General features: G+C 37.5%; 22 protein-coding genes and 1 pseudogene. 14 read left to right on the top strand and 9 right to left on the bottom strand.

Features of this window, described 5'->3' with window-relative positions:
• Position 1 precedes the first annotated feature (1 nt).
• A complete protein-coding gene (locus F981_RS13290; protein ID WP_004722341.1) occupies positions 2 to 883 on the bottom strand; it encodes a copper resistance D family protein in 882 nt (293 codons plus the stop codon).
• A 67-nt stretch (positions 884 to 950) separates the two neighbouring features.
• Positions 951 to 1,331 (bottom strand): copper resistance CopC family protein, encoded by a 381-nt coding sequence (locus F981_RS13285; protein WP_004722340.1) that lies wholly within the window; start codon positions 1,329 to 1,331, stop codon positions 951 to 953.
• A 280-nt stretch (positions 1,332 to 1,611) separates the two neighbouring features.
• On the opposite strand from F981_RS13285, the gene F981_RS13280 reads away from it, so the two are divergent.
• The gene (locus F981_RS13280; RefSeq protein ID WP_004722339.1) at positions 1,612 to 3,975 is read left to right on the top strand and encodes a heavy metal translocating P-type ATPase; all 2,364 of its coding nucleotides are present in this window, start codon (positions 1,612 to 1,614) and stop codon (positions 3,973 to 3,975) included.
• Between the two features lie 78 nt (positions 3,976 to 4,053).
• On the opposite strand, the gene F981_RS13275 is transcribed toward F981_RS13280, so the two are convergent.
• Complete coding sequence (locus F981_RS13275; protein ID WP_004722338.1) at positions 4,054 to 5,430, bottom strand: heavy metal sensor histidine kinase; 1,377 nt, start codon at positions 5,428 to 5,430, stop codon at positions 4,054 to 4,056.
• A complete protein-coding gene (locus F981_RS13270; RefSeq protein ID WP_004722337.1) occupies positions 5,420 to 6,103 on the bottom strand; it encodes a heavy metal response regulator transcription factor in 684 nt (227 codons plus the stop codon). Before F981_RS13270 ends, F981_RS13275 begins: the two co-directional genes overlap by 11 nt.
• A gap of 150 nt (positions 6,104 to 6,253) precedes the next feature.
• Here F981_RS13270 and F981_RS13265 point away from each other — a divergent pair, with 150 nt between their 5' ends.
• The 3 genes from F981_RS13265 (at position 6,254) to F981_RS13255 (ending at position 9,483) form a co-directional block, all read left to right on the top strand.
• A complete protein-coding gene (locus tag F981_RS13265; RefSeq protein WP_002058521.1) occupies positions 6,254 to 6,604 on the top strand; it encodes a hypothetical protein in 351 nt (116 codons plus the stop codon).
• Positions 6,605 to 6,692: 88 nt separating this feature from the next.
• A complete protein-coding gene (locus F981_RS13260; protein WP_004722335.1) occupies positions 6,693 to 8,603 on the top strand; it encodes a copper resistance system multicopper oxidase in 1,911 nt (636 codons plus the stop codon).
• The gene (locus F981_RS13255) at positions 8,590 to 9,483 is read left to right on the top strand and encodes a copper resistance protein B (protein WP_004722333.1); all 894 of its coding nucleotides are present in this window, start codon (positions 8,590 to 8,592) and stop codon (positions 9,481 to 9,483) included. The genes F981_RS13260 and F981_RS13255 overlap by 14 nt, the downstream gene beginning before the upstream one ends.
• Before the next feature lie 49 nt (positions 9,484 to 9,532).
• On the opposite strand, the gene cadR is transcribed toward F981_RS13255, so the two are convergent.
• Positions 9,533 to 9,937 carry a Cd(II)/Pb(II)-responsive transcriptional regulator gene (gene cadR / locus F981_RS13250; RefSeq protein WP_004699715.1) on the bottom strand — a complete coding sequence of 135 codons (405 nt, stop codon included), beginning with the start codon at positions 9,935 to 9,937 and terminating at the stop codon, positions 9,533 to 9,535.
• Between the two features lie 84 nt (positions 9,938 to 10,021).
• Between cadR and F981_RS13245 the strand changes: the two genes are divergently transcribed.
• The 8 genes from F981_RS13245 (at position 10,022) to F981_RS13210 (ending at position 20,341) form a co-directional block, all read left to right on the top strand.
• The gene (locus tag F981_RS13245; protein WP_004722331.1) at positions 10,022 to 11,302 is read left to right on the top strand and encodes a cation efflux transmembrane domain-containing protein; all 1,281 of its coding nucleotides are present in this window, start codon (positions 10,022 to 10,024) and stop codon (positions 11,300 to 11,302) included.
• 10 nt (positions 11,303 to 11,312) lie between these two features.
• Entirely contained in the window at positions 11,313 to 11,570 is a 258-nt protein-coding gene (locus F981_RS13240; RefSeq protein ID WP_004722330.1) for a FeoA family protein, read from the top strand.
• The gene (gene feoB / locus F981_RS13235; protein WP_004722327.1) at positions 11,560 to 13,389 is read left to right on the top strand and encodes a ferrous iron transporter B; all 1,830 of its coding nucleotides are present in this window, start codon (positions 11,560 to 11,562) and stop codon (positions 13,387 to 13,389) included. Before F981_RS13240 ends, feoB begins: the two co-directional genes overlap by 11 nt.
• Before the next feature lie 131 nt (positions 13,390 to 13,520).
• Complete coding sequence (locus F981_RS13230) at positions 13,521 to 13,925, top strand: hypothetical protein (protein ID WP_004722324.1); 405 nt, start codon at positions 13,521 to 13,523, stop codon at positions 13,923 to 13,925.
• 80 nt (positions 13,926 to 14,005) lie between these two features.
• Complete coding sequence (locus F981_RS13225; RefSeq protein ID WP_004722321.1) at positions 14,006 to 15,310, top strand: TolC family protein; 1,305 nt, start codon at positions 14,006 to 14,008, stop codon at positions 15,308 to 15,310.
• Positions 15,310 to 16,800, top strand: a complete 1,491-nt coding sequence (locus tag F981_RS13220; RefSeq protein WP_004722319.1) for an efflux RND transporter periplasmic adaptor subunit — start codon at positions 15,310 to 15,312, stop codon at positions 16,798 to 16,800. The genes F981_RS13225 and F981_RS13220 overlap by 1 nt, the downstream gene beginning before the upstream one ends.
• Positions 16,801 to 16,814: 14 nt before the next feature.
• Positions 16,815 to 19,949, top strand: a complete 3,135-nt coding sequence (locus F981_RS13215; RefSeq protein WP_004722318.1) for an efflux RND transporter permease subunit — start codon at positions 16,815 to 16,817, stop codon at positions 19,947 to 19,949.
• Positions 19,950 to 19,984: 35 nt separating this feature from the next.
• A complete protein-coding gene (locus F981_RS13210) occupies positions 19,985 to 20,341 on the top strand; it encodes a copper-binding protein (RefSeq protein ID WP_004722317.1) in 357 nt (118 codons plus the stop codon).
• 157 nt (positions 20,342 to 20,498) lie between these two features.
• Here F981_RS13210 and F981_RS13205 read toward each other — a convergent pair whose 3' ends face one another.
• From F981_RS13205 to xseA, 3 genes are all read right to left on the bottom strand, one after another.
• Positions 20,499 to 20,729, bottom strand: coding sequence for a phage protein NinX family protein (locus tag F981_RS13205; protein WP_228128985.1), 231 nt, complete (start codon positions 20,727 to 20,729; stop codon positions 20,499 to 20,501).
• A 68-nt stretch (positions 20,730 to 20,797) separates the two neighbouring features.
• Complete coding sequence (gene xseB / locus F981_RS13200; protein ID WP_004722313.1) at positions 20,798 to 20,995, bottom strand: exodeoxyribonuclease VII small subunit; 198 nt, start codon at positions 20,993 to 20,995, stop codon at positions 20,798 to 20,800.
• Positions 20,988 to 22,247, bottom strand: a complete 1,260-nt coding sequence (xseA, locus tag F981_RS13195; protein ID WP_004722311.1) for an exodeoxyribonuclease VII large subunit — start codon at positions 22,245 to 22,247, stop codon at positions 20,988 to 20,990. Before xseA ends, xseB begins: the two co-directional genes overlap by 8 nt.
• Positions 22,248 to 22,418: 171 nt before the next feature.
• Between xseA and F981_RS13190 the strand changes: the two genes are divergently transcribed.
• Together F981_RS13190 and F981_RS13185 are read left to right on the top strand one after the other, a co-directional pair.
• Positions 22,419 to 23,723: an SMODS domain-containing nucleotidyltransferase gene (locus F981_RS13190; protein ID WP_004722309.1), complete on the top strand. Its 1,305-nt coding sequence runs from the start codon at positions 22,419 to 22,421 to the stop codon at positions 23,721 to 23,723.
• 2 nt (positions 23,724 to 23,725) lie between these two features.
• Positions 23,726 to 24,328 carry an SLATT domain-containing protein gene (locus F981_RS13185; RefSeq protein ID WP_004722307.1) on the top strand — a complete coding sequence of 201 codons (603 nt, stop codon included), beginning with the start codon at positions 23,726 to 23,728 and terminating at the stop codon, positions 24,326 to 24,328.
• Here F981_RS13185 and F981_RS24235 read toward each other — a convergent pair.
• Positions 24,291 to 24,590 (bottom strand): annotated as a pseudogene (locus F981_RS24235) (tyrosine-type recombinase/integrase); the annotation flags it as partial. The gene F981_RS13185 and the pseudogene F981_RS24235 sit on opposite strands and share 38 nt — an antisense overlap.
• Positions 24,591 to 24,724: the final 134 nt, after the last annotated feature.

Raw genomic sequence — 24,724 nt, 5'->3', positions numbered from 1 at the left:
TTTACTCAATACCGACTACAGTGGTGATATAACCAGTGGCTAAAAGAATTGATAGACCTAATGACATCTCAAATAAAATGGCATAGCCCAATTGTTTCGCAAATTTCGGGTCTTGTAAGCGAGGTGTGAAATACCATTTGTTAAAGGCTGCTAACAATAAAATACTTAGGACAAATAATATTTTAATAATAAATCCATGCCCATAAGGTGTATTGATTAGAGTATTAAAATCTTTAAAGAGTAATAAAGCAATACTAAGACCACAAGCGATGAGTATTCCTACAATAAAGGCTGCTATTTGCCCAAATAGATGCATACGTTCTTTAAGTGGTAAGCCATTAATTTTTTTGCTTGTTTTCCATAATGGATAAAGCGACCCCATCCATAAGGACATTACAAGTACATGTATTGATAACAAAGCTTGAGCGAATAAGGGTAAATTCGTGACGTGTCCGAGTTGTGAAAAACTTAAAACGATTGGTGTGAGCAGTATGGTAAAGATTGCTCCTTCAGTTTTGGAAATATCAATCGTCCCTTTACTAAGTTTGACTATCATAAATATGAGTAAAAGTGCAAAACTGATTGATCGAATGATATAGACATGTCCAGTAGGAGTATTGACTAGTATATTTATATAGTTGCTATCCCACATACCTGAAAGGCCAGTGTTGGCAAAACTTCCTATAAGAATGAAGAAGCCGAGAACACTTGAAAAAAGACCTAATCCTGTACCAATAGTTATGTATTTGAGAATAGTTCCCTTTATTTCAACATAACGTCCAAGTAAGAAATAGCAGAAAGCACCACCTATAATAAATGCAATCCCTAAATATAGAATGACTTTAACCAACCATGTTGCGTATATCCAAGTCTCAGGAATCATATTTCTCTCCCTTTATTATAGCAACATGCCAGCAAGCTGCTGGCATGTTGACTATTTTCACTCATTGTTATTTTGCCGATTTAATAGTGAAATTATATTCACCATTCATGTTATGACCATCGGTACCCATTGTGGTCCAAACCACCGTATATTTTCCTTTTTTTAGTTTTGGAACCGCTACGTCAAATGATTTTTTCATATCATGAGTTATTTGGTAGTTCAAAGGGATATCCTTACGTTGGGCATCAAGTAACTTAACGTTCATTAGCATGACTTCTTCACCAAAATTGAGTGTTATGTTTTTTGGTTGACTTGCTACAGAAGCATTGATCGCAGGAATTGCACTTTCAAGTTTCACGTGTGCAAATGCACTTGAAGCAGTAACAATCAGTGTTGCACCTACGAGAGTGTTACGTAGAGCTGACATTTTATTTTTGAAAATTTTCATTTCTTCATCCTCTTTAAACTAATCTTGGGCTCAGTAATGACCGAATGAAATGCATCAATTGGTTGCTTGGTCATCACCTTTCTCATGCTTATTATTAAAGGATGAGAGAAACATCCCGATGACTTCAAAATTACATTTTTGTCATTTTAAAAATTAAAAAACCACAAGTGGTACACTGGCTTTAAAGAAAACAATGATCACTAAACAAACTAATAAGAGGGAGTCTATTTCCATCTTAATGAAATTATTAATTTAAAAATTAAATATGAAGGAGGCTTTTATGGACCATCATCATGAAAACAAAGTACTCAATAACAGACTTACTGACCCTGTCTGTGGTATGACAGTTACAGAAGCATCCAAGTTTTATGAAGAAGTTAAAAATAGAACTTTTTACTTTTGTAGTGAGAAATGCCACATAAAGTTTAAAAGTGATCCTCATTTTTATATTACTAAAGTTGAGAATGTAGTTACGTTAAAAGAACCACAAAAGAGGGATGGTGAGGATTCAAATGAAGTTAATCAGCCTGCTCATGTTAATACCTTCACGATATACACTTGTCCAATGCATCCTGAAATTAGACAGAACCATGCGGGAAATTGTCCGATCTGTGGTATGTCGTTAGAGCCTTTACTTCCTGACTTAGATGACGCTGATAAAAACCCAGAACTCAAGAATTTTAAGCATAGATTTTGGTGGACCTTACCGCTAACCATTATTGTAGTTTTCTTAGCAATGTTTGGTCATCAATTGAACTGGTTCGAAATGCAGGTGCAAAGCTGGATTGAACTGGTACTGACTTTACCAATTGTTTTGTGGGCAGGAATGCCATTTTTTGTGAGATGTTGGCAGTCAATCCTTAATCGGAGTCCAAATATGTGGACCTTGATTGGAATTGGTACAGGAGCTGCTTTTATATACAGCCTTGTTGGAACAATAGTACCTCAAGTATTTCCAGACTCATTTGTATCTATGGGGCGTGTTGCTGTGTATTTTGAGGCGACCGCAGCGATTATTTCTCTCACATTGTTAGGTCAAGTGCTAGAGTTAAAAGCACGTTCCCAAACTTCAGCGGCAATTAAATCCCTACTTGGGCTAGCACCTAAAACAGCAAGAAAAATCAGTGTTGATGGTATAGAAGAAGATATTCCACTATCTCATGTACACGTAGGCGATTTATTACGGATACGCCCCGGTGAAAAAGTTCCTGTTGATGGAGTCATTACAGAAGGTTCAAGCTCTGTAGATGAATCGATGTTAACTGGTGAACCTGTGCCAGTTACAAAACGTGTGGGTGATCAAGTCATTGGTGCAACAATGAACATGAATGGTTCATTGGTGATGCGATCAGAAAAAGTTGGATCATCAACCGTACTTTCTCAAATCGTGCAAATGGTTGCTCAGGCTCAACGTTCAAAAGCACCTATGCAGCGGATGGCGGATCATGTTGCAGGACGATTTGTTATGGGGGTTATAGGTATTGCTGTTCTAACTTTTTTGGGGTGGGGGCTATTCGGACCTGAACCTAGTTGGGTTTATGGATTAATCAATGCAGTAGCTGTTTTAATCATCGCATGCCCATGTGCTTTGGGATTAGCTACGCCAATGTCAATTATGGTAGCAACAGGGCGAGGTGCATCAAATGGAGTACTTTTTCGAGACGCTGCCGCAATAGAGAATCTACGTAAAATTGATACATTGATTATTGATAAAACAGGAACTTTGACAGAAGGACAACCATCATTCAATAAAGTAGTAGCCACTTCAGGATATGAAAAGAATGAAGTCCTCCGTTTAGCTGCGAGTTTAGATCAGGGCAGTGAGCATCCTTTAGCAAATGCAATTGTACGTGCCGCCCGTGAGCGAAATCTTACTTTAAGTAAACCTACTTCATTTGAATCAGGTTCAGGTATTGGTGTTAATGGAGAGATAAACGGACAAAAATTAGCTCTAGGTAATACGGCACTGATGAAGCAATTAGGGATATCTGTTAACACTCTTATTCCACAAGCAGAGGTATTAAGAGCTGAAGGTGCCAGTGTTATGTATTTGGCAGCCGATGGAAAACTGCTAGGTCTTCTGGCAGTTTCAGATCCAATCAAAGCAAGCACTCCAGAGGCCCTTTTATCGTTGGAAGACTCAGGTTTAAGAATCATCATGGCAACAGGTGATGGGCTAACTACAGCAAAATCAGTTGGGGCTAAGTTAGGAATTAGTGAGGTTTATGGTGAGGTTAAACCTGCTGATAAATTAGATTTGGTCACAAAATTGCAAAAAGAAGGGAGAATTGTTGCTATGGCTGGTGATGGAATTAATGATGCACCAGCCTTGGCTCAAGCTGATATTGGAATCGCAATGGGCACGGGTACTGATGTAGCAATGAATAGTGCCCAAGTTACATTAGTAAAAGGTGACTTACGTGGTATTGAAATTGCTCGTTCTTTATCAGAGGCAACTGTTAAAAATATGAAACAAAACTTGATGTTTGCTTTCCTCTATAATGGATTAGGTATCCCTTTGGCTGCTGGTGTACTGTATCCATTTACTGGCTGGTTACTCTCGCCTATGATTGCTGCATTAGCAATGAGCCTAAGCTCAGCATCGGTAATTGGTAATGCCTTACGATTACGTCATCAAAAATAATCACGACTTACCACTCATTAGCGTAAGTTAATGAGTGGTAAGCATCATTAGAATGAGTGCTTAATAACCGAGATATCACTAATTTTTAAAGATAATTTTAAAAGAAATATGTCCCTCGTTATAAGTCGCTTGAATGGAAGCTCCATGCACATCAAGAATAGATTTGGTAATTGCTAAACCAAGGCCAGTACCTTCTTCAACTCTCTGTCTAGATACATCTGTTCGATAAAAACGATCGAATAACCGATTAAGTTGTTCTGATGATAGTGGGGAGCTTTCATTTTCAATGATGAATGTTGTTGTATCAAAGTTTTGTTGGCATGTGATTTTGATGACCGAATCTGATTTGCCATATTTAATTGCATTCGATAACAAATTACTTAAAGCGCGGCGTAGCATTAAAGGATCACCTTTTATACTACCTGAACCACTCTGTTCGAGTGACATTCCCTTTTCAGCAGCGATAGCATCATAAAAATCAAATAATGCTGAAACTTCTTTAACTAAATTAACCTGTTGTAGGTTAGGTAAATGTAGACCATGTTCTGCTTTTGCCAAAAATAGCATATCAGAGACCATGCGAGCTAAATGCTCAAACTCTTCTAAATTTGAAAATAGAACTTCCTGATAAGTATTAATATTTCGACTACGAGATAAACATACTTGAGTTTGAGTCATCAAATTGTTAATAGGTGTTCTTATTTCATGAGCAAGATCAGATGAAAAATCTGAAAGTTTTTCTACTGCGGCTTCTAGCCGATCTAACATATCATTAAAAGCGACAGCCAGTGATTTAAGTTCGGTTGGAGTATTTTCGACTTCTAAACGTTCAGAAAGATGTTGGACTGAGATACCCTCTGCTACTTTTGCCATTTGTTGTACTGGACGTAGCCCTCGCCATGCTGCGAACCACCCTAAGAACATTAAACAAATTGTACCCACAAATCCAATGTATAAAAGTTGACGTCTAAAGTCATTTAAGAAATGTAGATGCTCAGAGGTATCGATTCCAACAATAATCTGAGCTGATATAAACGAGTCATTATGATCAAAAGTCTTTTTATAAATTAAGCCACGATAAGTCTTATTTTTAATTTTCCATTCAAGCCATGGATCTTGTTTTGATTTGTTGAGTGCTTGGGGATGAATTACTGATGGTGCTGAGCTAAAAATAACTTGACCTGTTGGACGTTCAATCTGAACAATCAGATCGTGATGTCCAATTAAGGCATCTTTTAAATATAAATTTAGTTCTTGAGAGTTAGATGGGTTCTGTTCAAGTAGATTCTCTATAAGTTGAATTTTGCCTTCTAATTGAGTTCGGTCTTGAGCTTCAAAATGATGCATTACGAGCTTGTGAATAACCAACCCCATAATCATTAAGATGATAACAGTAGAAAGAGAAAAGATGATTGCTATACGAAAGCTGATTGCATTAAACAATTTACGAGTCATCTTCTACCTCTAAAACATACCCCATTCCACGTATGTTCTGTATCAGCTTTGGGCTAAAATTACTGTCAATTTTACTGCGCAAACGTTTGATAGCGACTTCTACAACGTTGGTATCACTATCAAAATTCATGTCCCATATTTGAGAGGCAATGAGCGTACGAGGTAATATCTCACCACGTCTACGCATAAATAATTCCATCAGCGCGAATTCTTTAGCTGTTAAGTCAATACGTTGCCCAGCGCGAGTGACGCGGCGTTTACGAAGATCAAGTTCAAGATCAGCAATTGTAATAAGGTTACTATCTTCTTTTTGTTGTCCCCGTCGGAGTAAGCTTTTAATTCGTGCTAATAACTCAGCAAAAGCAAAAGGCTTGACTAGATAATCATCAGCACCTAAATCCAAGCCTTTCACACGATCTTCAATTTGATCACGTGCTGAAAGAAAAAGAATAGGCATAGTTTTGCCACTTTTTCGGATATCATAAATGATATCCCAACCATCTAGCTTTGGAAGCATCACATCTAAAATGATGAGGTCATATTCTTCGGAAAGCGCTTGATGTTTACCAGATAATCCATCCGTTACCCAATCCGTTATATACCCAGCTTCAGATAGACCTTGTTTAAGGTAGTCACCGGTTTTTTGTTCATCTTCAACTAGTAAGATTCTCATTGATAAAAATCCCATATCACTCATTAAGAACATAATAACGTTATAAATACGTGATTCGTTGTAGATTACAAAAATGTCATTTTCATGTCACATAGATGTTTAGTGAAGGCCTTTAAGGTATTTACATAAAGTTAATTTTTGGAGCAAAACATGAAAACTCTATTCCGTCGTAGCTTAACTACACTTATGTGTATTGGAACTTTAATTGCAGGAACTCAGTCTTGGGCAGCCGATGCTAAACAGGGAACCACTGTAGTCACTGAAACTAAAGCGGACTCAAAAATGTCAGAGAAATGCCAAAAACCTTGTAATATGAAGAATGATGAGAAAACCCAACAGGATCATAGTCAGCATGAGCATGGCAATATGGCTGATATGTCTCAGATGGATCACTCTAAGATGATGAATATGGATCAGTCTAAAATGGGTAATATGGATCATTCAAATATGATGAACATGGACCACTCAAAGATGAACATGTCAAATACATCAAATAAATAACAAATACGATAAATGAAAGATTGGGGAGATTAAAGCGAATAATTGGTTTGCTTGAGCTCCCCATCTTTATATTAGATAGGTGAAATAAATGTCTAAAAAATTAAGTCATGTCCTTTTAATAGGAGTAGGTTTATTTTCATCAACTTGGGTTGTGGCAGCGGTTAAAGAATATGATTTAACAATCGCTGAGCAAACGGTGAATATCACAGGTAAGCCTTTAAAACGAATTACGGTCAACGGGAAATTTGTTGCACCTCTTCTTGAATTTGAGGAAGGTGATGATGCTATTATTCGTGTCCATAACAAGCTAAAAAAACAAGATTCTTCTATTCATTGGCATGGTTTAATTTTACCGGGCATCATGGATGGCGTACCCGGATTTAATCAGTTTGATGGTATTGCCCCTAGTAAGACCTATGAATATAAGTTTAAGGTACGCCAAAATGGTACCTATTGGTATCATTCGCATAGTAAAGGTCAAGAGCAAGAGGGCTTGTATGGTCCGTTAGTCATTTACCCAAAAAATAGGACACCTTTAACTGTAGCTGAGAAAACAGATAAGGATTATGTTGTATTGCTCTCAGATTTTCATGATTCAACTAGTGATAAAATCATGAATAATCTAAAGAAAGAAGCTGACTATTATCAGAACCGTCGTGAAACTGTTTTTGATGTTTTTAAAAAAATTAAAAAAGATGGTTTAAAAGCAACATGGCAAGACCGTTCGATGTGGAACCAGATGCGAATGCTCAAGACTGATATGTCTGATGTGACAAAATATACTTTTTTGATGAATGGTAAGACTCCAGAACAAAATTGGATTGGTAATTTTAAGACGGGTGAAAAAGTACGTCTTCGGTTCATTAATGCCTCAGCAATGTCATTCTTTGACGTCAGAATCCCTAACTTGAAAATGACGGTAGTCAGTGCAGATGGGCAGCCAGTGAAACCTGTTCCTGTTGATGAATTCAGAATAGGAACGGCTGAAACGTATGATGTTATTGTAGAACCCAAACAATCAAATTATCAAATTGAAGCAGAATCAATTGATAGGAGTGGCTTTTCAGTTGGTTCATTACATGATGAAAATACTCCTCCAATAAATCAAATCAAAATGCCGAAGTCACGTCCTCGTTCTTTATTAACTATGGAAGATATGGGGATGGGGCATGATATGTCGTCTATGGCGGGCATGGATCACGATATGTCTTCAATGAAGGGCATGAATCACGACATGTCTTCGATGAAAGGTATGGATCATGACATGTCTTCGATGAAAGGTATGGATCATGACATGTCTTCAATGAAAGGCATGGATCAAGATATGTCTTCAATGAAAGGCATGGATCACGATATGTCGTCTATGACAGACAGCTCAAAAGATCAATCTATGTCAGGTATGAACCATGGCATGCAAATGACTACATCTAATGCACCTACACAAGAAAAGAATGGTGATGTTGTATATGGCTGGGCAAATGCTTCAACACCTGTTGGTCAAAAAGCACTTCAATATAGTGACTTACAATCTTTAAAGCCTCAACCAGATACTCGTGCCCCTGAACGTGAAATGGAAATCCGTCTTGGTGGGAACATGGAGCGCTATATTTGGACAATTAATGGTAAGAAGTTTAATGAAACAGAACCATTCAAAGTGAAATACGGGGAACGTATACGCTTGAAATTTGTGAATGACAGTATGATGGCTCACCCAATGCACTTGCACGGTATGTTTATGCAGCTTGAAAATGGTCAAGATCCAAGTAATATGCCGAATAAACATACCATCATTGTGCCACCGGGGAAAACAGTTACAACTTTACTTACTGCTGATGAATTAGGTGAATGGGCTATCCACTGCCATTTGTTATATCACATGGCCGCTGGAATGATGAACAAACTCATTGTGGCAAGTGTAGATAGCAATGATGATACGAAAAGTATCGTTGCCCAACCTCAAACTAGCCATGAGGGAGTGAATCAACATGCACATCACTAAACAGTTATATTCAAAAACAATTTTATCTGTTGCTTTATTTAGTTTAGCAGGTATGGCATTTGCGAATGATAATTCGACTGAAAATTTAAATAAGAGTACGTCAAGTATGAATGTGCTTTTAAGAGAATCAGGCGGATTAGGCTATGTTGAACGTAATACTGATCAAAAGTCTTCAAACAGCAAAGAACTTGAAACTTTAGCTTTTAGCCAAAATCATAAAAAACATTTGAACGAGCATGGTGGGCAAATCTATCAAACAACTAAATTTTCCAATGAGTGGATAGTTGATAAAGATGGAAAGGGCAGCTTAGGTTCGAGTTTCGAGGCATTGATTGGAACAGATGAAAATCGAATGTTTGTTGAAGCTAATATGAATAAAGCGGAGAGTAATGACCCTAAATATGATGTATCAGCTCTTTACAGTAGAAATGTTGCAGCATTTTGGGATGTACAAGCTGGGGTAAGGTATAGTGAGGACAAAAATAACCGTAATAGTAATCGCATTGATGGCGTTATTGGATTATTAGGTCTTGCTCCTTATTTCTTTGAGACAAAAGCTTACCTTTATGGTGGTGAAAATAATTTTTGGGGAGCCAGTTTTGAGTTTGATCGAGATCTATTACTCACTCAAAAGCTAATTACTCAGCCATATATTGCAGCAGATATTGTGTTTAATGATAATTCTGATTTTGCTACAAAGTCAGGTTTGTCTGAGTTAAAGACAGGTCTAAAAACTCGTTACGAGATTAATAAGCGTATAAGACCATTTGTTGATGTCGCTTATCAATATGAAAAAGGACAGAAATTAACAACTTTTCAAGAAGCTACAAATTCTGAAAAGGGGTGGTTATACGGGGCAGGTATTGAATTAGTTTTCTAAATATTTTATTAAGAATGAATAATGGTGATATTCCATTATTCATTCTTAATTATTTTAAACTTACGGATAACCCTTCAAGTACTTTACAAGAGTTAATTTCCAAAAAACCAGAGCATTTACTTCTTAAATCAGAAAGTTGTTGCTTAAGCTGAATCTGTTTTTGGATATTCTGCTCTAATTGATGAATATGTTTATCAACTAAGATGTTAATAGAACTACAGTTTCCACAAGGTTTGTCTTTGTATGCTAATAAAATTTTTATTTCGTCCAAGCTCATATTCAAAGTTCGGCAATTAAGAATAAATAGAAGTCGCTCTAAGTGGTCTTTGTTATAAAGTCGATAATTAGCTTCCGAACGATTAGGGGCTAGTAATAAAGCTTCTTTTTCATAAAACCGTATTGTAACAACAGGGCAACCGGATAGCTGAGATAATTCACCAATTTTTAAGTTCATTTCAAGTCACCTGATCTATTGACTCTATAGTAGCTATAGGGATTTTAATATGCAATACGTGAAGATATGACTATAGGCACATCAATGAGTGGTTGCGGTTGTAATCAAGAAAGTTCTTGTGAAGACACTAAGCAAAAACAAAATGAATCAAAAACAGATTCTTGTAAAATTAAAGATTTAGCTACAGAAGAAAGTAAAAGTTCTTGTTGCGATAATGAGGTACAGCAAGAACCTACCCCTGATGAAAAAGATTCCTGCTGTAGTAAGCAGTCGAATTCATGCTGTGGTTCGGATTCGATAACTTCACCTGAAAAGATTAGGGGGAGTGAAGATACAGCGACTTTCATCAGTGACTATAGCATCCCGAAAATGGATTGTTCCGCAGAGGAACAAATGGTTCGGATGACTTTATCTTCATTGGTAGATGTTAAGAGCTTGGTTTTTGATTTGCCGAACCGAAACCTAAAAGTTCTGCATAATGGTGAAAGTAATGAAATCACTGCAAAACTTGAAGCTCTTGGATTTGGGGCAAAATTAAATAAAACTGAAGCTTATGAAAATAAAGAACAAGCACAAGAAGCTAGTACTTTTCTGATTCCGAAGATGGATTGTTCGGCAGAAGAGCAAATGGTAAGAATGGCACTTTCTCCCTTGCATGAAGTTAAAGGTTTATCTTTTGATTTGGCGCAAAGACAGTTAGTTGTTTTCCATACCAATGGGATTAATGAAATTACCACAAAACTTGAAGCCCTTGGCTTTGGTGCAAAGCTTGTGGAAACGGTAAAAGCTACGGGGGAATTGCCTGAAGCACCTGATCCAACTAAGCAGGCGAAAGTACTAAAATTATTATTAGCGATTAATGGTGTTCTTTTTTTTATTGAATTCATAAGTGGCATTATTGCCGAATCTACAGGTCTTATTGCCGACTCTCTTGATATGTTTGCTGATGCTGCTGTTTATGGTATAGCACTTTATGTAGTAGGAAAAGCAGCTAAGTATCAAGTAAAAGCAGCTCATTTCGCTGGTTGGATTCAATTGTCATTAGCTCTTGTTGTTATTGTTGATGTGATTAGGCGCTTTATTCTAGGTAGTGAGCCTGAATCTAGCATAATGATTATTATTGCTTTCTGTGCACTTATTGCAAATGTTGCCTGTCTCTATTTACTGACAGGCCACAAAAATGGAGGTGCCCATATGAAAGCAAGTTGGATATTCACCGCAAATGATGTAATCGTTAATATGGGAGTCATTTTTGCCGGTGTACTTGTGACATGGACTAGCTCAGCTTACCCTGATTTGATTATTGGTATCCTCGTTTCATTGTTCGTGCTTAACGGCGCTAGAAAAATTTTGGCGTTGAAATAAGGTGCAGACAATGAATTTATTTCAAGTAAAGCAAGACCAAATTGTAAAAATCATTGATCTTAAAAAGGGTGATCAGTATCAAGATAAAAATGATCCTGTTCTAGAGCGTTTAGAACTGCTGGGCTTTAGAGTAGGTGAATCCTTACAAGTACTTGCAAAAGGGCTTTTTGGTGGTGACCCCGTATTGGTTCAAATTGAAACCTCACGTTTCGCATTAAGAAAAAATGAAGCAGAACGAATTTTTGTAGAGATTACCAATGAACACTAAAAATATTGCACTCGTTGGTAATCCCAATTGCGGTAAAACATCACTTTTTAACACCCTCACAGGGACTCGTCAAAAAGTTGCTAATTATGCTGGGGTAACGGTAGAACGGAAAGAGGGTTTTTTTAAATTACCTTCTGGCGATACTGTACGAGTACTGGATTTACCTGGGACTTACAGTTTAAAGCCAAGTAGTTTAGATGAAGAAGTAACTAGAGCAGTCTGTTTTGGCGAGTTAAAAGGTGAAGTTATACCTGATATTTTTGTATGTGTTGTGGATGCTACGAATCTTCATCTTCATTTAAGTCTTGTACTTGAAGTCAGAGCTTTAAACAGACCAATGTTACTTGTTCTTAACATGATGGATGAGGTTAGAAAACGTGGTATCTCGATTGACACATCAAAATTATCTCAGCTCTTAGGTATTCCTGTTGTTGAATCGATAGCTGTAAAGACAAAAGGGATTCAGGGTTTATTAACGCAGTTAGACCAAAAAAATTTGTTTATTTCCCCTTATCATTCTGATCTAAATCATTTCGACCAAATCAAAGATATTACAAAACAGGTCATATTGAAGAATGATAATGGTGATAAACGAACGGCTTTCTTAGACAAAATATTCTTACATCCATTTTTTGGATTATTAATATTGACCTTTACCATGTTTGTAATGTTTCAGGCGGTTTTCATTTGGGCACAACCCTTCATTGCATTTATTGAAAATTCGATTACATGGTTTAGTGGGGCTGTTGGGCCTTTAATTTCGCACCAACTTCTAAGAAGTTTGATTGTTGACGGTGTGATTGCGGGTGCAGGTAGTGTGCTTGCCTATATGCCTCAAATTCTTATTTTATTTTTCTTTATTTTAGTTTTAGAGGAATCGGGTTACTTACCTAGAGCTGCCTTTTTGTTGGATAAACTGATGTCTAAAGCAGGCTTAAGTGGGCGTTCATTTATTCCGTTGCTTTCAAGCTTTGCCTGTGCCATCCCAGGAATTATGGCAACACGGAGTATCAGTTCTGAAAGAGATCGTTTGGCAACGATTATGATTGCACCTTTGATGACGTGTTCTGCACGATTACCTGTATATGCTTTGCTGATCGCTGCATTCATTCCAAACAAGTTGGTTTATGGTTGGCTCAGTTTACAAGGTCTAGTTCTGTTCGGGCTTTACATGTCAGGAATCGTATCCGCTTTATTGGTTTCTTTATTCCTGAAATTAGTAAGAAAAGATAAAACTGAAAGTATTTTCATTTTTGAATTACCTACATACCGTATTCCAGATGTTCGAAATGTAGCTTTGGGGCTTTATGATAGAGCGACTATATTCTTAAAAAGAGTTGGTGGAATTATTGTCGCACTTTCTATTTTATTATGGTTCTTGGTAACGTTCCCATTACCACCTGATAACCCAACAATGCCACCAATCAATTATAGTATTGCTGGACAGTTAGGACATCTAATCCATCCAATATTTGCTCCGATTGGATTTACGTGGGAAATTTGTATTGCTTTGATTCCTGCCATGGCAGCTCGTGAAGTGATTATTGCTGCATTAGGGGTAATCTATGCAATGTCTGGTGATGAGAATGCAGTTACCCAAACCTTATTATCTCAAATATCGGGTCCTGATGGATGGGGACTAGCGACAGGGATGTCACTATTGGTTTGGTTTATCTTTGCTCCACATTGTTTAGCAACATTGGCAACTATCAGAAGAGAAACAGGGAGTTGGAAACAGCCAACCATAATGGCCATCTATCTTTTCTCGTTGGCCTACTTATTCTCTTTCATAACTTATCAAGTTGTGAGTCGTTTTTAATCTAGAGCATGGTTGTTGATTCATATCAACAACCATGCTCTTGTTTAAGTAATTATTTAAATTAATTATAGGATTGTTATTTTACTAAGAATCTGTAAAACTAAAAAAGCTTAAATTTTGGTCATGACATTATGCACTGGTTAAAAACATGCCTTTCGCTGTTTTTATCATTTGCTATCCTTATCGTAGGATCGGCAGCAGCAGCTGCATCTGTACATAGTCCATGTTTAATGTCATCTCAAGATATGCAATCGATGCAAATGATGAATTCTGAAGATCATGAAAAAGCAAGTACTATGCACATGGATTGTATGAAAGCTGAAGTAAAGATTAAGAAGCAATTACATGATCCATCATGTATGTCTAAGCAAGATTGTATTATGTCATTTTCTAAAATTGCATATACATCTACAGCACTAGGTGTTTTGCAATCTATGGTTTCTTCCCCTGTGGAACAGTCTACTTTTTCTCCATTAAATCAAAATTTCACCTCATCTGATCCTTCCAATTTATGGAAACCCCCACGCTCTAATTAATTTGATGACTAATCATCATTCATAGAGTTTTCTATGGATGTTCTGCACGTGCGCGTGTACATCATTTTAGAGCTAAAAATATGAACTTTAATAAAGAAAAGCTGTCCCTAAAATGGGGTGGATGCTCAATTGCAACGATCTGTTTTTTCTTGAGTTATGGTCATGCTTATGCCCAGCCATTGACTTTGGATACAGCGTTGAAGCTTGCTGAGCAATATGCACCTACTCTAAGGGCCAATAGTGCTCAGATTGAAGGCGCTGAGAATATGGTTTCAGCTTCCGGTATCTTACCCAATCCTAAACTGTTTGTTGGCTTAGATAATTACCCCGTGTCTGGCGATGCCGCATGGTCAGTCACACAAGAAGGCATGACGATGCAAAAGATTGGCATCATGCAAGATTTTCCAAATCGTGCCAAAAGATTGGCCGAAATAGAATTAGCAAAAGCTGAATTGGGTTCAGCTAATGCTCAGACAGAAATTCTTCGTATTGAGTTACGTCAAAAAGTAGCATCGGTATGGCTTAAGCGTTTTTATCTTGAGCGTAAACTGGCCTTATATGATGACCTTCTTTCAGAAAATGGATTGTTATCCCAGATTACGCAGACACAGGTTACATCTGGTCGGACTATGGTTACTAATGCGATTTCCCCTAAGCTGGATAAAACGGTTTTACTTGATCAAAAAGATGATTTACTTCGAGATTTAAATAAAGCAAAGCTAGAATTACACCGATTAATCAGTGAGGATTCTAGTCGTACAACTGAAATAGAAAGTTTGCCTAGCCAAGAACCTGTAATTAATTTTGATACATCACGTTTATATCATCATCTGCATCAACATCCTGAATTGAAAGCATTTCAAGCAGAAAGGCAAACTGCTGAAGCCAAACTTAAGCAAGCTCAAGCCCTACAAAAATCAGATTGGAGTATCGAGTTTGCCTATCAGCACCGTGCTCCTGAATTTGGAGATATGATTGGTGTGCAACTGACAACAGAACTACCAGTATTTTCAAAAAAACGTAGTAGTTCATTGGTTCAAGCCATTTTAGCGGAACAAAACAGGATTACAGTAGATCAGGAGATAAAATACCGCGAGCATCTCACCATGTTAGATGAGGGGCTATCGGACTTAAAAGCCCTTGATCAACAAATCCAACGTACAGTTCAAAGTACACTTCCTTTGACTAAACAAAAAGTAAATTTACAGCTAGCAAGTTATCAGGCTGGTAAAGCCAATTTGTCAGATGTCATTGAGACACGACAAGCATTACTAAATCAGCGATTACGCCTCATCGATTTACAACAACAGCAAGCAATTATCAAAGCCCAGCTCTATTTTTCTTTTGTAGAACCGACCTTAAACCATGCTGAGGAGTCACGATAATGTTAAAAAATAAATTAGCATTCGTAATGACTGGCTTGATTGTGGGTAGCTTAGGAATTGGTAGTGGTGCTGGATATTGGTACGCTCATCAAAATGATAAAAAGCAAACTGTAAGTGATCAAGCAACCGCTAAAGTATTGTACTGGTACGATCCAATGAAACCAGAACAGCATTTTGATAAGCCGGGGAAATCTCCTTTTATGGATATGCAGTTAGTCCCTAAATATGCGGATGAAAGTACTTCTGGAATGACTGAAAGTGCAGGAGTAAAGATTGATCCATCTCTTCAACAAAATCTAGCCATTCGTTATGCCACAGTCGAACAAGTTGTAATGGGTAATACTTTGTTAACCAATGGCATATTACAAGCGAATGAACGACAGATAGCGATTCTGCAAACACGGGCAAGTGGTTTTGTTCAGCGTGTCTATGGTCATGCAGTCGGAGATATAGTGACTCAAGGGAGCCCGATTGCTGATATTTCAATACCAGAATGGACTGGGGAGCAGACCGAGTTTTTGGCAGTACTTAAAATAGGAGACCGTTCTCTTATTCAAGCAAGTCGACAACGCCTACGGCTTCTGGGAATCCCACCAAATGTGATCCATCAAGTCGAACAAACACATCAAGTACAATCTAATATGACTTTGAGTGCTCCTATAAGTGGATTCATTGACTCATTAGAAGTTCATAGTGGAATGACTTTAACTATGGGGCAAACACTTGCTTCAATTAAAGGAATTAATCCAATTTGGTTAGAAGCAGCAGTGCCTGAAACGCAAATTGCTGGAATAAAACGAGGTGCTAAAGTCGAAGCAACTTTTGCTGCATATCCTCAAAAAGTGTCTGGTAAAGTCATTGATATTTTACCAACACTAGATACCACAAGCAGAACCATAAAAGTTCGTATTGAGTTACCCAATAGAGAGGGACAACTCAAGCCAGGAATGTTTGCTTCTGTCAAATTCTCCAACAATCCTCAAAGCAGTTTAGTTGTGCCAGAGCAAGCTGTTATACGTACCGGTACTCGTAATATCGTCATTGTGGCACATGAACAAGGGCGTTTTGAACCTGTTGTTGTACAGTTAGGGCAGAGTGATGGAAATAAAATAGCAATTCTACAGGGTTTGAACGCTGGTCAGAAAGTAGTGGTTTCGGGACAATTCATAATTGATTCTGAGGCCAATTTACAGGGTGTACTGGATAAGTTAAACACTGGACAATCGATTACTTCATCTCAAGTAACTAAGGCATCAATATACCAAGGCATTGGTAAAGTGGAAAAAGTTACAGCTCAAGACATTACCATTTCACATCAGGCAATTGCTGAGTTGGGTTGGGGGGCTATGACCATGGGCTTTAAACAACCAGTACAACCATTTACCCAAATTCAGCAAGGAGATCAGGTCAGTTTCCGCTTTACACATGTTGGGGATGCTTATGTGATTTCTGACATTTCCAAGATGTCTATGACATCTATGAAGAACTAAACGGGAGAACCATCATGATCACCCGTATTATTCGTTTTTCAATTGCAAATCGAGTATTTGTCTTATTAGCTGCTGTAGTTCTTGCCGTTTGGGGAACTTGGGCTGTCAAAAATACTCCGGTTGATGCTTTGCCAGATCTGTCTGATGTACAAGTTATTGTGCGAACTAATTTTCCCGGTCAAGCACCACAAATTGTTGAAAATCAGGTGACGTATCCTTTAACAACGACCATGTTATCAGTGCCCGGTGTTAAAGCTGTTCGGGGCTATTCTTTTTTTGGTGATTCGTTTGTTTATATCATTTTTGATGAACATACTGATCTTTACTGGGCACGTTCTCGCGTGTTGGAATATCTGAATCAAATACAAGGGCGAATGCCTACAAATGCAAAATCTTCATTAGGACCAGATGCTACAGGTGTTGGTTGGATTTACGAATATGCTTTGGTTGATCCAACAGGGCAACATGATCTCTCACAACTGCGAAGCATACAAGACTGGTTTTTGAAGTATGAACTAAAGACAGTACCGAATGTGGCTGAGGTTGCCACAATTGGGGGAATGGTTAAGCAGTATCAAATTGTTTTAGACCCTACCAAGATGGCAGCATTCGGTATAACTCAACGAAGTATCATTGAGGCAATTCAAAAGGCAAATCAGGAAACTGGCGGTTCAGTCCTAGAAATGGCTGAAACTGAATATATGGTAAGAGCTTCTGGTTATTTAAAAACATTAGAAGATTTTCGGCAGATCCCATTACGTACGAACGGTTTAGGCATCCCAATCACTCTTGGAGAGGTTGCAACGATTCAACTCGGACCTGAAATGCGTCGTGGAATTACTGAACTTAATGGACAAGGAGAAACCGTTGGAGGTGTTGTGATTTTACGTGCTGGTAAAAATGCACGTGAAACCATTACTGCTGTAAAAGAAAAACTTGCCGAATTACAACAGAGTCTACCGAAAGGCGTGCAAGTTGTTCCAGTATATGATCGCAGTCAATTGATTGATCGGGCTGTAGAAAATTTAAGCCATAAATTGATTGAAGAATTTATTGTGGTGGCTTTGGTTTGTGGATTATTCCTCTGGCATTTACGTTCAGCAATGGTTGCGATTGTTTCTTTGCCCTTGGGAATCTTGTCAGCTTTTTTATTGATGTATTATCAGGGACTAAATGCCAATATCATGTCATTGGGTGGTATTGCCATTGCAATTGGCGCTATGGTCGATGCCGCTGTGGTTATGGTCGAAAACGCACATAAGCATATCGAAGCTTGGCAACATGAACATCCTGATCAAGTTTTAAAAACACAAGAGCGTTGGGACATCATTACGCATTCTGCTAGTGAGGTTGGACCTGCTTTATTTTTCTGTTTACTCATCATTACTTTATCCTTTATTCCTATTTTTACTTTACAAGCACAAGAAGGACGACTGTTTTCTCCATTGGCATTTACTAAAACTTATGCCATGGCCGCTGCCGCAGGGTTATCAATTACACTGATTCCAATTTTGATGGGGTACTGGATTCGAGGGAAGTTACCCTCTGAACAATGCAATCCATTAAACCGTTTTCTAATCAAAATATACCGTCCGATGTTGGATAAGGTCTTAGCTTATCCAAAGACAACTTTATTTGGTGCATCATTCATTTTTCTTCTCAGTCTTTTCCCTTTAACTCGCTTAGGTGGAGAGTTCCTGCCCAATATGGATGAAGGTGATTTACTGTATATGCCTTCGGCTTTACCGGGATTGTCCGCAGCAAAAGCTTCTGAGTTACTTCAACAGACTGATCGAATGATTAAAACTGTTCCAGAGGTTGCCACGGCATTTGGTAAAGCTGGGCGAGCAGAGTCAGCTACAGATCCAGCACCTTTAGAAATGTTTGAAACCACGATTCAGTTTAAACCGCGATCTGAATGGCGTTCAGGTATGACACCCGACAAGTTAGTAAAAGAACTGGATAAAGCGGTTCAAGTACCGGGTTTAACAAATATCTGGGTGCCACCTATTCGTAACCGAATTGATATGTTGGCAACTGGGGTTAAAAGCCCAATCGGGATTAAGATTTCAGCAAATGATTTGCAAGATATTGATCGGGTCGCACAACAAATTGAACAGGTTGCCAAAAAGATACCCGGTGTTAGCTCAGCTTTAGCTGAACGACTCACAGGTGGGCGATATGTTGATATCGATATTAATCGAAAGCAAGCTGCACGTTATGGTCTTAATATCAATGATGTACAGCAAATTGTGTCATCAGCAATTGGTGGGGAGAATATTGGGGAAACTGTTGAGGGATTAGCTAGGTATCCTATTAATGTACGTTATCCACGAGAAATCCGAGATTCACTTGAAGCCTTAAGGAATCTACCAATTCTGACTGAATCAGGTCAGCAAATTGTTTTGAGTAGCATTGCCAATATTCAAATCACTGATGGCCCCCCAATGCTAAAAAGTGAGAATGCTCGCCCAAGTGGTTGGGTCTATGTTGATGTACAAGAGCGTGATTTAGCTTCTGTAGTTCAGGATTTGAAACGATCTATTGATGAACAAGTGAAACGCTCTGCGGGTATGAGTATTAGTTATTCAGGTCAATTTGAGTTTATGGAAAGAGCAAATGCTCGTCTAAAGGTGGTGATACCAATCACTTTGATGATCATTTTTCTATTGCTCTATTTGATTTTTAGACAAGTACAAGATGCCGCTCTGATTATGCTGACTCTACCATTCGCTTTAATCGGTGGTATTTGGGCAATGTATTTCAGTGGCTATAACTTTTCAATTGCCATAGCAGTAGGCTTTATTGCACTTGCGGGTGTTGCCGCAGAGTTTGGTGTGGTCATGTTGTTTTATTTAAAGCAAGCCATACAACAAACGCAGTCTTCTGAAAAATCCTTAACTGAACAACAGCTCAATGACGCACTTCGTACAGGGGCTGTTCTACGTGTTCGCCCAAAAGCGATGACTGTAGCTGTAATTTTAGTCGGGCTACTTCCTATTCTTTGGGGAACAGGGACAGGTTCTGAATTGATGAGCCGTATTGCTTTACCGATGGTTGGGGGCATGATTTCAGCTCCACTTTTATCAATGTTTGTTATTCCAGCTGCATATCAGCTGTTAATCCGAAGAAAGCTATCAAAGAATTGATAGCTTTCTTATTTAGTCTAAAGAGGTTATTTATCATGTTTAAATTAAGAATAGTTATGATCCTAGTTGCTACTATGACAACATTGACTGCATGCAGTAAAAATGAAGCGGCAGAGCAAAAGACTTCTGCTGCACCAATGGAACATATGTCTCATGAGAAAGCAGAAATGGTCCAAGCTGTTGGCGTGATTACTGCAATTGATACTAAAGGAAGCATATTGACAATAAGCCATGAAGCAATTGCAGCGATTAATTGGCCGGCAATGACAATGGGTTTTAAGGTTGCTGATCCTCAGTTGTTAAATGGGCTTGCAGTAGGACAAAAAGTTGATTTTGAATTAAAAGCAGAAGGTGGAAATCAAGTCATTACTAATATTAAGCCAAAGAAATAGGCTAACTATCCTCATATATTTAATAGATTAGTCTGTAAGTAAAAAACCAACATCGTTCATTAGGAATGGTGTTGGTTTTTTACTATTTTTAATTGCAAAATAATGATTTATTTTTTTGTGAAAAGATTTTAAAAGAGCGGTTTGGTTGACAAGTAACCTATTTATTAATTTTTAGATCTATAACGTCACCAAGTTTAATCTGTATATAACATTTGATAACTGCATCTAATGCAGAAACAGATTTCTGAGTTGCTTTAGTATGGTTACCAAACGGATTAATTTCCATTGCAACCCAATGTGTTCCAAAGAATACTAAACTAATCTTTTCATGTTCGAGAATATTGCCACATAGCTCCCAATCAATAGTGGGAGTAGTTTTATGCCGCATGGCTAGCATGAGTGCATGAGGTAATTGTTCTGTAGTAAGTTGGGATATTTGAATCATAACAATGAAGGTTAGTTTTCTTTAAAAGTTTCATTCAATGCTTGTTGTACTGCATCAACTCTAGATTTACATGCTTTGTAAGCTGTCATGGATTCTTCAACAATCTTCATCAGGTTGTCGATGTCTGGCTCTTCCTGTGATTCCAGTAGGGCAGCATTCTTCTTCAGCAGTTCATAGCCATTTTTAAAGCTTAATTCATTTTTACTCATGATTTGTCACCTCACTTACACTGGCATGAATATAGCCATCTTGCATCTCAATTGAAACAGTTGAACTGACCTGTTGTACAGATCGGATAGCCTTGTTTTGATTCCGTACAATAGCATAGCCCTTGGCAAGCACATTCCTAGGATTCTGTAATAGGGTCTCACGCATTAAGGATTCAATCTGTGTGGAGGCAATTTTAATTTGCTGCTGGGCAAAATATTGTGTTGTTGACTTAACCAAATCAAGATTTCTATTAGCTGTATTGATCTGATTCTGGGCATGAGTCTTGATGGTATTCATCAACTGGTCATTCTGGCCTTGATATGCTGTTATTTGATGTTGAGACAGTAGCTTGATAGTTTGCAGATAATCCATCACGTCTTGTGACCGTTCTAAAATGATATTCCGAATACCCGCAATTACTTTACTTGGCGTATCGAAAGAACGATGGGCGATTTCATCCAGAATGGTTCGATCCTTTTCATGACCAATGCCCACCCAAATTGGCACTTTTCGTTTGCAGAGTAGGGCAGCAAGATAATAGTCATTTAAATAGGCTAAATCATTTACGGCACCACCACCCCGAATAATTACAATAAGGTCAGGTGGAACAACATAATCCTTGGCCCACTGGCGTAGCCCTAAGCTTAAGGAGTCCATAATACTATTTGCAGCAGTATTACCCTGAAAAGTGGCCGTATGGTAAACAAAATGGCAAACACCAGCTTTATTTAGAGCATTAGCATCTTTCCTGAAGTCACCCAGACCAGCAGCATTTTCTGGTGCAATCACCAGAACATTTTCAATATCAAAAGGAGCAGGAAGTGACTTATTCAGATTCACCAAGCCCTCAGTACTTAGGCGGGCAATAATCTGTTGGTAGCGTTTGGCAATGTCACCCAATGTAAAGCTAGAGTCGATGTCTTCAATGTTGACGGAAAACCCGTACTGAGGATCAAAACGGGCTTTTATTTTAATGAGAACATTTAAGTCTTTTGAAAGTTCAATGCCACTTTCACGCTCAAACTTGAGCACAATTTTTACGGCGGTGAATTTCCAAATTGTTGCTTTGCAGCTTGCAATGACTTTATCTGTATCCTCTTCCTTTTCAGCTAATTCAAGATAGTAGTGTCCACCCTTGATACTCAGGTTACGTATCTCAGCTTTTACCCAAACAGGCTCATCAAAAGACAGACGAATGACTTCCTGTACGGTTGATAGGTAATCGCTGAGAGAGAATTGGGTTTCAAGCATTTGATAAACCAAAATAGTGAATGTTGTTTTTAAAGTGATAAAAGTTAAAGTCTTACATTTAAGTTATGCGTCATAATTTGTCGTATGAATTAGTATGTTATATTTTAAACCTATTTGGTTATGCTAAAGTGAAACTATATTAATAATTATCTTGAATTAAAAGGATAAATTATGTCCGTTTCACAAATGTTCCAAGATTTTTTGAGTAATCTCAAAATTGATAATGAAGATCAAATTACAAATAGATATCAAGAGATTACAAAGGCTTTAAATCAAGAGTTTCGTAACACAGAATCTAAAACAGATAACTGTCTACAAGTAGGGTCTTATGGGCGTTGGACGGCAATTAAGGGTATTTCTGATCTTGATATGCTGTATATCCTGCCTTCTTCAAAATGGAAGGAGTATGAGGATGGTGGGCAGTCTAGACTCCTAAAAGATACGAAAGATGCAATTTTAAAGCGTTATCCTCGTACTACAGTTTTTGTAGATCGTTTAGTCGTATGTGTTCAATACACTAATTTTCATGTTGAAGTTCAACCTGTTTTTAAACAGGAAGATGGGTCTTATAAGTATCCTGATACTTATAATGGAGGAAGCTGGAAGATAACAAAACCACAAGCTGAAATTGATGAAATGAAAGTCATGAATGATGCTAAAAATCGAAATTTACGTCGTTTATGCAAAATGGTACGTGCATGGAAAAATAAGCATGGTATATCAATGGGAGGATTGCTCATTGATACACTAGCTTATAATTTTATGAAATCTACCACTGAATATGATGATAAGAGTTATCTATATTACGATTGGTTAAGTCGTGATTTTTTTAAATTTTTAGTAGATCAACCTGACCGTGATCATTATCAGGCTTTAGGTAGTAATCAAGATGTAAAAGTTAAGGCTAAATTCCAAAATGCTGCACAAGATGCTTATGATCTTTGTTTAGAAGCGATTTCATTAGGAACGGATGACAAAGCTTATTCTAAATGGAGAATGATTTATGGTCGTAATTTTCCTAAAGCACCAAGTCAAAAAGCGAGTATGTCTATTCGTATCGAAGATATGCGCTATGAACATACGGAACAATTTATTGAGGATCAATATCCTGTAGATATTCGCTACAAACTCAAAATTGAGTCTAGAGTAACCAAAGATGGGGAGTTTATTGACTTCTTAAGAGGCTTTAAACGAAGAAGGAAAAAGTTAAATCATGGTCGTAGCTTAAGTTTCTATATTGAGGAAAATACGACGCCAACAAATTTACAAAATTACTCAGTTAAATGGAAAATTCTCAATAGAGGTGAAGAGGCTAAACGACGTAATTGTATTCGTGGGCAAATTATTTGGGACAGTGGAAATAAACAGATTGAAGAATATTCAAGCTTCAATGGTGAGCATTTAGTTGAATGTTATGTCATTCAGAATGGTGTAGTCGTTGCTCGTGACCGTATTCATGTGCCCATTGAGGATTAAAGATGAATAAAGCGGAACTTTTGAGATACATTGCTGAAACAGGATATAACGTCGGATTTGGAGCAAAAAAGAATTTTGCAACATATGATCTCATTGAGAAGATGCCGGGATGGATTGGATTTATATCTACGGCAGTTGGTATTCTTGGGCTAATAATTGATGCGCTGTCAACAAAATTAGTCTCAGCTATTTTTGTAATCATTGGTATATGTGGACTGTATATTAGTTTTTATGATAAAGACAAAAATAGATATGAGAATGCAGGCAAAGAATTAACGAAACTTTTTAATGAATTGAAATCGTTATATTTTGATGTCAAATGTTTATCTGAAAATTCGGATGTATCTGCCTATCAAGTTAGGATACAAGATATTGAAACTAGATATTTTTCTCTTTGTATCAGTAAGCAGATACTTTTTAGTAATTGGTATGCTCATTACAAATTCTTCTGGGAACATCAAATTAGTTGGATAGATGAGCAATTAAAATTCAGATTTATAAGAGATAAAATTCCTTTATCTCTTATTTTTATATTAGTTGCTTTTGTATTTGGTATCGTAGTTTTTTTTAGCTGTAATTTATGGCTTCAGGCCGTTTGTGCATGATATAAATGGCCCAGTCGGCCATTAGTTTTTCAAGATACCTTCCACGTAAGTAATAAGCTTCAATTTCATCTGGTAGTTTATGGGCAAGTACATGCTCACAAACTTCCCGTGGATAATCTGTTTTATCGGCTGACCAGTCGCGGAATGTAGAACGAAAACCATGTGTCGTGATCACTAGATTCTGTTTAGGATCAATATAGCCTAAGCCATTTTCTTTAAACTTCTATTCATACATACGTTTGATCAGGGTAGTCAAAGACATATAAAAGTATTTTACGGCAAGTGATGATTGTTGAGGTACAATCATCAAGTCAATGAATTAAAGAATCTTTTATAACTAAGCGCAAAAATTATTGGTTGATTTTTTTGTAGTAAAAATAGCAGTAAAAAACTAAA

The sequence above is a fragment of the Acinetobacter guillouiae CIP 63.46 genome, assembly GCF_000368145.1.
Taxonomy (GTDB): domain Bacteria; phylum Pseudomonadota; class Gammaproteobacteria; order Pseudomonadales; family Moraxellaceae; genus Acinetobacter; species Acinetobacter guillouiae.
The sequence above is the reverse complement of the archived record's forward strand: the minus strand, read 5'-3'. Positions and strand labels throughout refer to the sequence as shown.